General features: G+C 66.2%; 2 protein-coding genes. Both read right to left on the reverse strand.

The features are described 5' to 3' along the window. A partial coding sequence (locus OO258_RS27110) for a non-ribosomal peptide synthetase (protein WP_323054388.1) occupies nucleotides 1–8,004 on the reverse strand: 8,004 nt, incomplete at its 3' end. After that, on the reverse strand, nucleotides 8,001–8,647 hold a 647-nt coding region (locus tag OO258_RS27510; RefSeq protein WP_323054389.1), incomplete at its 5' end, for a phosphopantetheine-binding protein. The genes OO258_RS27510 and OO258_RS27110, both read right to left, overlap by 4 nt.

Below are 8,647 nucleotides of genomic sequence, written 5' to 3' on the forward strand. Positions count from 1 at the left end.
CTCGTTGAGCTGGCGATAGGTCAGCTCACCTTCCTCAGCCCGCACGGCCACGGCATGCGGCGTGCGCGCAACCTGCGCCTCGATCATGCCGTGCAAGGTTTGTTCAAGGTCGTAGTCAACGGCCGTGTCGTTGAAGTCAACCAGCAACCGCCGGCGCTCATTCGCAGCGGGCAGGCCTACGTGGGCCGGGATGGTCCGGTCACCTGCCGCGAACGCCCACAGCACTTGCTTCAGATAACCGGCAAAACGCTCGATGGTCGCCCGGTCGAACAAAGCGGTTGCGTAGACGATGCCGCCGGCAAAGCCATCGGCCCGCTCGCCCAGGCTCAGGCTAAGGTCGAACTTGGCAATGCTGGCCTGGCTACCCATAGCGGTTACTTCAAGATCAGCCAGTTGCAGGGGTTGGCCGCCGGGGTTGGCGTCCCAGTCCAGCGACACCTGGTACAGCGGCGTATGCGCCAGGCTGCGCCGCGGACGCAGGATTTCGACCACCTGCTCGAACGGCAGGTCCTGGTGCGCCTGCCCGGCCAGTATCACAGCCTTGGCCCGAGCCAACAACGTGGCGACATCCGGTGCCCCGGACACATCCACGCGTACTGCCAGCGAATTCACGAACATGCCGATCAGGCCGTCTACTTCCGCGCGTTGGCGGTTGGCGACCGGCGAGCCGATCACCACTTCATCCTGGCCAGCCAGACGTGCCAGCAACACCGCCCAAGCGGCCATGAACAGCATGTATGGCGTGACGCCATGGCGTCGGCACAGCGCCTTCAGTTCGTCGCTCAAGCGCGGGTCCAGGGTCAGTTCCACGCTGGCTCCGGCGTACTGCTGGCGTTCCGGTCGGGGTCGGTCCCAGGGCAGGCTGATCAGTGCCGGCGCGCCGCTGAGCTGGGCGTTCCAGTAATCAACCTGCTCTTGCAAGGCAGCACCACACAACCAGCGGCGCTGCCACATGGCATAGTCGAGGTACTGCACCGGCAAGGCGGGCAATGGGTCGGGCTGGCCGGTACTGAAGGCCTGGTAGAGCGCAACCAGCTCTCTCACCAGGACGCCCAGCGACCAGCCATCGGCAACCAGGTGGTGCAAGGTCAGCAACAGCACGTGCTGATCCTGGGCCAATCGCAGCACCTGCCCGCGTATCGGCAATTCACGGTCCAGCACGAAGGCCCGGCCGGCTTCATCACCCAGTAACAGTGCCAGGCCTGGCTGGTCCAGCCCGGGGCAGTCTTGCCAAGCCAGCGCGAAGCCGCTGCTGTCGCTTGCCAGCACCACGTGGGGTTCGCCGTCCCGCTCGACAAAACAGCTGCGCAAGCTTTCGTGGCGTTCGATCAAGCGCCGCAGCGCCCGCTCCAAGGCTGTGCGCTGCAGCTTGCCCTCCAGCCGCAGTGCCAACGGGATGTGATAGGCCGCGCTGGCCTCCTGCAACTGGGCCAGGAACCACAACCGTTGCTGCGCGAACGACAGCGGCAGCAGGCCTTCACGCGGCATGCCGGCGATGGCTGGCAGCCCCTGGCCCTCGCGCCCCAGGCAGGCAGCGACCGCCACCAGCCTGTCATCGACGAACAAGTCAGCCAGTGCCAGCTCACTGCCAAAGCGTTGCCGTACCTGAGCCAGCATGCGCATGGCCAGCAACGAGTGGCCACCGAGTTCGAAGAAGCGGTCGTTACGGCCGATCGGCTGAACTTCGAGCAACTCGGCCCACAGCGCTGCCAGGGCCTGCTCGCGCTCACCTTCAGGGGCCTCGAATGCCGCCACCGCAAAGTCTTGTGGGCACGGCGCAGGCAAGGCCTTGCGGTCGACCTTGCCATTGTTGTTCAGGGGCATCTGCGCGAGCGCGACGAAGGCCGACGGCACCATGTACTCGGGCAAGCGCCCGCGCAAATGGCTGCGCAGGTCCAATGCCGTCAACGTTGCCACCTGCCGGGTGTACCAGGTTACCAGGCGCAACGACCCTTGTTCATCGGCCACGGCCATTACCAGCACTTCGCCGATACCCGGTACCTGGGCCAGTTGCTGCTCGATCTCGCCCAGTTCGATGCGGAAACCGCGGATCTTGACCTGGTCGTCATTGCGCCCCAGGCACTCCAGCAGGCCATCGTTACGCCAGCGTACCAGGTCGCCTGTGCGGTATAGCCGCGCGCCGAGTTGCTGGCTGAACGGGTCGGCGATGAAGCGTTGGGCAGTGAGTTCCGGGTGGTTCAAATAGCCAAGGGCCAGCCCATCGCCGCCGATATACAGCTCGCCAACCACACCCTGCGGTACCAGTTGCTGCGAGGCATCCAGTACATAGGCCTGGGTATTGCCGATGGGCCGGCCAATCGGTATCTGGCCGGCGTCTGCTGCTACCTCGCAGACCTCGCAGACGACGGCGAACGTGGTGGTTTCGGTCGGCCCGTAGCCGTTCAGCAAACGCAGGGCCGGTGCCCGTTGCCGCAACGCGCGGAACGCGGCCGGCTCGGCACGCTCGCCGCCGCTTATCAACAGCCGCAGGGTGGCCAATGCCTCGGGTACCAGCTGCACGTACTGGTTGAACAGCGCAGTGGTCAGGAACAGCACGCTAATCCCCTGCTCCACCAGCGCCGCAGAAAAGCGCGGGGGGTCGATCAATGTGGCGTGATCGATCACCCGCACCTGGCCGCCATTGAGCAGCGCGCCCCAGACTTCCAGGGTGCTGGCATCGAATGCGGGATTGGAGACGAAGCCCACCCGGTCGGTATCCAGCAGCTCGGCGTAGCCATTGTTCAGCACCAGCCGCGCGATACCGCGGTGCGGCACGCAAACGCCCTTCGGCTTGCCTGTAGTGCCCGAGGTATACATGACGTAGGCCGTGCTGCCGGCACCCGACGCCACTGCGGGGTTGTGCCCAGGCTGGCAGGCGAGCGACAGAAGGTCCAGCTCGAGCCGCTGCACCGGCAGGTCAGCCATGACGCCGGAAACGGTCAACAGCAAGGCCGCCTGGCAGTCCTCTACCATGAACGCCTGGCGCTCGGTCGGGGCATGAATGTCCAGTGGCACATAGACGGCAGCGCACTTCAGCACGGCCAGTTGCGCGACCAGCAGCGACAGCGAGCGCGGCAGCAGTAACGCCACGCAAGCACCTGGTTCTACACCGCTGGCAATGAGGTAGTGAGCCAGGCGGTTGGCGCGCTCGTTCAGCTCGCCATAGCAGAAGGCCTGCTCGCCGTGCACGGCAGCCAGGGCCAGCGGGTGGCGGGCGACGCGCTGCTCGAAAAGGCGTTGGACCGGCAGGTCACGGGGGTAGCTGTACTGCGTGGCGTTGAGTGTTTGCAGCAAGGTCTGGCGCTCTGCCTCGCCCACCAACTCCACCTGGGTCAGAGGCTGCTGGTCATCGTCTGCCATGGCCCACAGCATGCGCTCGAAGTAACCCATGTAACGCTGCACTGTAGCCTCGTCGAACAGCGCCGTTGCATAGTCGAGGCTGCCCGCCAGGGTGTCGCCCCGCTCGCCGAGGTTGAGGGTGAGATCGAACTTGGCCACGGCTGCGGCCTGAGCCACCGCCTCCAGTTGCAAACCCTGCAAGTGCAGCGCTGTACCTTCTGTAGCCTGCCAGTTGAGGGTGGCCTGAAACAGCGGCGTGTGCCCCAGGCTGCGTGTTGGGCGAACGATTTCCACCACCTGTTCGAAAGGCAGGTCCTGGTGCGCCTGGGCCTCTAGCACCCGGCTACGCACGTGTTCCAGCAAAGCCTGTGCAGCAGGCGCCTGGCAGCTGTCGATGCGCATGGCCAGGGTATTGACGAACAACCCTGCCAGGGGTTCGAGTTCGGCTCGGCCGCGCCCGGCCACTGGGCAACCGATCACCACCTCGGGCTGGCCTGCCAGGCGACTGAGCAAGGCCGCCCAGGCCCCCAACACGGTCATGTACAGCGTTACCCCGTGGCGCTGGGCCAGGGTTCGCAATGCCGCAGTCAGGCGCGGCCCGAATTGCAACGGCAGGCTCGCACCAGCGAAATCCTGGCGCTCCGGGCGCGGTCGGTCGGTTGGCAATTTCAGCAGGCTGGGCGCGCCCTCCAGCGCCTGTCGCCAGTACGCGGCCTGGCGTTGCAACTGCTCACCGGCCAGCCAGCGCCGCTGCCACACTGCGTAGTCACCGTACTGAATCGGCAAGGCCGGCAGCGGGTCGCCCGTGCCGCTGCATAGCGCCCGGTAAAGGACGCTCAGTTCGTGGGTCAGTACGCCCAGCGACCAACCGTCGGCAACGATATGGTGAACGGTCAACGCCAATACATGGTGTTGCGCCCCCAGCCGCAGCAGGTGTGCCCGTAGCAGCGGCCCGTGGGCCAGGTCGAACGGCGCAGCCGCTATTTCGCCCAGGCGCTCCGGCAAGGCCTCGGCGCGCAGCGCCTGGTACTGGAACCAGCCCGCCCCCGGGGTGGCGGCGATCACCACTTCGGCGCTGTCGTCGCGCGGCATGAAGCGGCTGCGCAAGGTCTGGTGGCGCTCCATGATGCGCAACAGCGCGCTTTCCAGCGCATCGGTATCCAACGGGCCGCGCAGGCCCAGCGCCAAGGGGATGTTGTAAGCCTGGCTGCCGCCCTCCATCTGCGCCAGGAACCACAGCCGCTGCTGGGCGAACGACATGGGCAGCGCAGGCGCGTGCGGCACCGGCAGGATCGCCGGCAGCGCGCTACGCCCGGCGCTGGCCAGGACCTGGGCAACGGCAGCAAGCTCGGGGTTGGCGAACAGTTCTGCCAGGCTCAATTCCACGCCCAGGCGCAGGCGCACCTGCGAAACCATGCGCATGGCCAGCAGCGAATGGCCGCCAAGGCTGAAGAAATGGTCATGCCGCCCCACCCGCTCGACGTTGAGCAGCTCTGCCCACAGCTGCGCCAAGGCGTGCTCCAGCTCGCCTTTGGGCGCCTCGTAGGCGTGTTCGAACAACGCAGCCCGCTCGGGCCGGGGCAGTGCCCGGCGGTCGAGCTTGCCATTGGCGGTCAGCGGCAGTGCTGGCAACTCGACGAAGGCTGCCGGCACCATGTACTCCGGCAGGTGCGCCTGCATCTGGGCGCGCAGGCCTTGCGCGGTGAGCGGCTGTACATCGGGCCTGGCTGTGAAATAGGCCACCAGCTGCGGCTGGCCAGGGTGGTCCTCACGGGCGATGACCACCGCTTCGTCGATCCCGGCCAGGCTCGCCAGGCGGCTCTCGATTTCGCCCAGCTCAATGCGTACGCCACGGATTTTCACTTGGTCGTCGTTGCGCCCCAGGTACTCCAAGGCGCCGTCCGCCAGCCAGCGCACCAGGTCGCCCGTGCGGTACATGCGCCCACCGCCCTCGGCGGCGAACGGGTCATCGACAAAGCGCTCGGCCGTGAGCTGCGCACGGTTCAAATAGCCACGCGCGACCCCTGCGCCGCCAATGTACAGCTCACCGGGCACGCCCAGTGGCACCGGCTGCCGCAGTGCATCGAGCACGTATAACCGGGCATTGTGCACCGGCTTGCCGATATGCAGGGCAGCCCCTGCTTCCACCACGCCAGAACTGGCCACCACGGTAGTTTCGGTCGGCCCGTAGTTGTTGATCACGGCGAAGCGCTGGTTGCGGTTGAACTGGCGCAGGCGGTCGCCACCGATCAGCAGGGTGCGCAGGGTCGGGTGCTCCAGCTGATGATTGAACGCGTGTTCAGCCACGGGCGTGGGCAGGAAGCTGACATCAAGCGGCTGCGCCTGCCACCACGCGAGCATGCTGTCCAGATCGTCCCGGCCCTCGGTCGAAGGCGCCAGGTGCAGCGTGGCACCGGCGCACAACGCGGGCCATACCTCCCAGGCCATGGCGTCGAAACCGAAACCGGCCAGGCTCGAGGTATGCCGGCCCTGGCGCAGGTCGAAGGCACGGCAATGCCAATCCACCAGGTTGTTGACGGAACGGTGCTCGACCATCACGCCCTTGGGTTGGCCAGTCGAGCCGGAGGTGTAGATCACATAGGCCAAGTGGTTGGCCGCAAGACCCGGCACCACCGGGTTGCATGTGAACGCCGGCCAGTTCGGCTGATCGAGCAACAGCACTGGAGCGTCCAGCCCTCCCAGGCGATGCTGCAGCGCCTGTTGCGTCAGCACTGCCACCGGGCTGCTGTCTTCGAGCAGATAGGCTACGCGCTCGTCCGGGTGGGCCGGGTCTACCGGTACATAACTGGCGCCGGCCTTGAGCACGGCCAGCAAGCCCACCAGTGTGTCCAGGCCGCGCCGAGCCACCACGGCGACCCGGTCGTCAGGCTTGATACCCAAGGTGATCAAGTGGTGGGCCAGCGCATTGGCCCGCCGGTTGAGGTCGGCGTAGCTCAGCTCGACCCCGGCGCTGGTGGCGGCAATGGCGTCAGGGCACATCACCGCCCGCTGCTCGATACGCTGATGCAGGGTCAGGTGCTGCTCGTAAGGGGCAGTGCAGTCGTTGAAGCGCTCCAGCAACTCGGCGCGTTCGGTGGCCGGGAGCATGCCCAATCCGTTGACGGCAACGTGCGGCGTTTGCAGCAGATTTTCCAGGGTCTGTTGCAGGTAGGCGCAGACGCGCCAGGCGGGCACTTCGGCGCTGGCGAGCAAGGTCAGGCGAAACGCCTGGCCAAGGTCATCCACACTCAAGGTCAATGGGTAGTTGGTCGCTTCGGCCGACTCGACAATGTCGATACCAGCCAATGCAGCCCGGCGCGGTTCCACCCCGCCCGGCGCGCTGTGGCGGTAGTTGAGCAAGGCATTGAACAGCGGCGCAGGTGCGGCGACGCCACTGCAGCGCTGGGCCAACGCCAGCGGCGCATGTTCATGGCGCATCAGCGCGCTCAGCCGCAGGTGGGTGGCGCGTATGGCACTGCCCAGGTCGGCGCCGTCCAGGTCCACCCGCAGCGGCAGGGTGTTGATGAAGATACCCAGTGCCCGGTCGGTGGCCTCGGCGCCCAACAGGCGGCCCATCAGCACCGTGCCGAATACCACCTGCTGGCGCCCGGTCAGGCCACCCAGAACCCTACCCCAGGCTAGGTGGAACAGGCTGGCGACGCTCACCCCCAAGTTGCGGGCCTGCTCGCGCAGGCCCTCGCACAGGGCCAATGGCAATTCGACCTGGTGCTCGTTGTGCACCTCGCCATCACCCTGTACGTCCTGCAGCCCATAGGCCAAGGTCGCTTCATCGATATCGCCGAGCATGTCGCGGAAGAACGCTTCGTGCTCGGGTTCGCCGATACCCAGCACCGCTTGCGCCACATAGTTGCGGAACGGCACCGGTGCACCCAGCTTGGCTTGTTCACCGCTGAGAAAGGCAATCAGCTCGTGGCGTACCACGTCCAGTGCGCTGTGATCCATGGCGATGTGGTGGAATTGCAGGGTAGCAGCAAGTGTTCCGTCAGCCCCGGGCGCTTCGCGCAGCAGGCGAATCAGCGGCGCCTGGGTCAGGTCGAGCCAGTCGCCTCCGGCAGCATCGGCGGGCAGTGCCAGGATCACCAGTTCAGCTTTGCGCCAAACCACCTGCACGGGTGTATCCAGCCCCTGCCAGTGCACCGAGGTGCGCAGGATGTCGTGGCGGGCGATTACCCCGCGCAAGGCGTCGGCAAATGCCTGCAGGCGCGCCTCGCTGGCGAACACGAAGCGCGCCTGCATGACGTAGGGGTCGCTGTCGGTGGCACTGGCATGATGGAACAGCATGCCTTGCTGCAATGGCGCCAGCGGGTAGATGTCCTGCACATTGGCCGCGCCGCCGGGGATTGCGTCGAGGATGCTGTCCAGGCTGGCCTGGTCGAGCGTCACCAGGCTAAGCATCTGTGGGGTGATATGCGCACAACCCGGGGGGATCAGGTTGCCCGGAACCTGCACAGCGCCCTGCCTCACCGCGACGTACTCGCCGCGCTCGATCATGCCCACCAACGCGGGTTTATGAGCGCGCAATTGCGCCACCAGGGCGCTGTCGGTCAGTGCCTGGCGGTTGCCTTGCACTACCAACTGGCCATCCTTGAGGGCCAGTTGCACGTTGTGCGAGGTCAGCGTTGCCAAAAGTTGGTCGATGCTCACAGGACGATCTCCATTCTGTCTGTGATGGCTGCATAGCCGGCCAGGGTCGGTTGGTCGAACAGGGCGCGCACGTCGGCCTCAAGGCCTTTTTCGCGTAGCCGCGACGTCAGTGTCACTGCCAGCAGCGAATGGCCGCCCAGTTCGAAGAAGTTGTCGTGCCGCCCTACTTGCTCTACCCCCAGCAGCTCGCACCAGAGTGCAGCCAGCAGGGTTTCGGTTTCGCCTTCGGGGGATTCGTACGGCCGCTCTTCAATCGCGCCAGGTGCTGGCAGCGCCTTGCGGTCGAGTTTGCCGTTGGGGCTCAGCGGCAGGGCTTCGAGGTGCACGAACAGCGCTGGCACCATGAATTCCGGCAGATGTGCCAGCAGCGACGTTCGCAGGGTTTCCACGGTTTGCGGGTGACCGGTGTAATAGCCGATCAGGCGCTGCTCCTTGGCCAGCACCACCGCTTCCTTGATGCCCGCGATGGCGGTAAGGCCGGCCTGGATCTCGCCCAGCTCGACCCGCAGGCCGCGCAGCTTGACCTGGTCATCGTTGCGGCCGAGGTATTCGAGGTTGCCGTCTGGCCGGTGGCGGGCCAGGTCGCCGGTACGGTACAGGCGCCCGCCAGGCACGAACGGGTCATCGATGAAGCGCTCAGCGG

It is taken from the genome of Pseudomonas sp. DCB_BI (genome assembly GCF_026240995.1).
In the GTDB taxonomy this organism is placed as follows: domain Bacteria; phylum Pseudomonadota; class Gammaproteobacteria; order Pseudomonadales; family Pseudomonadaceae; genus Aquipseudomonas.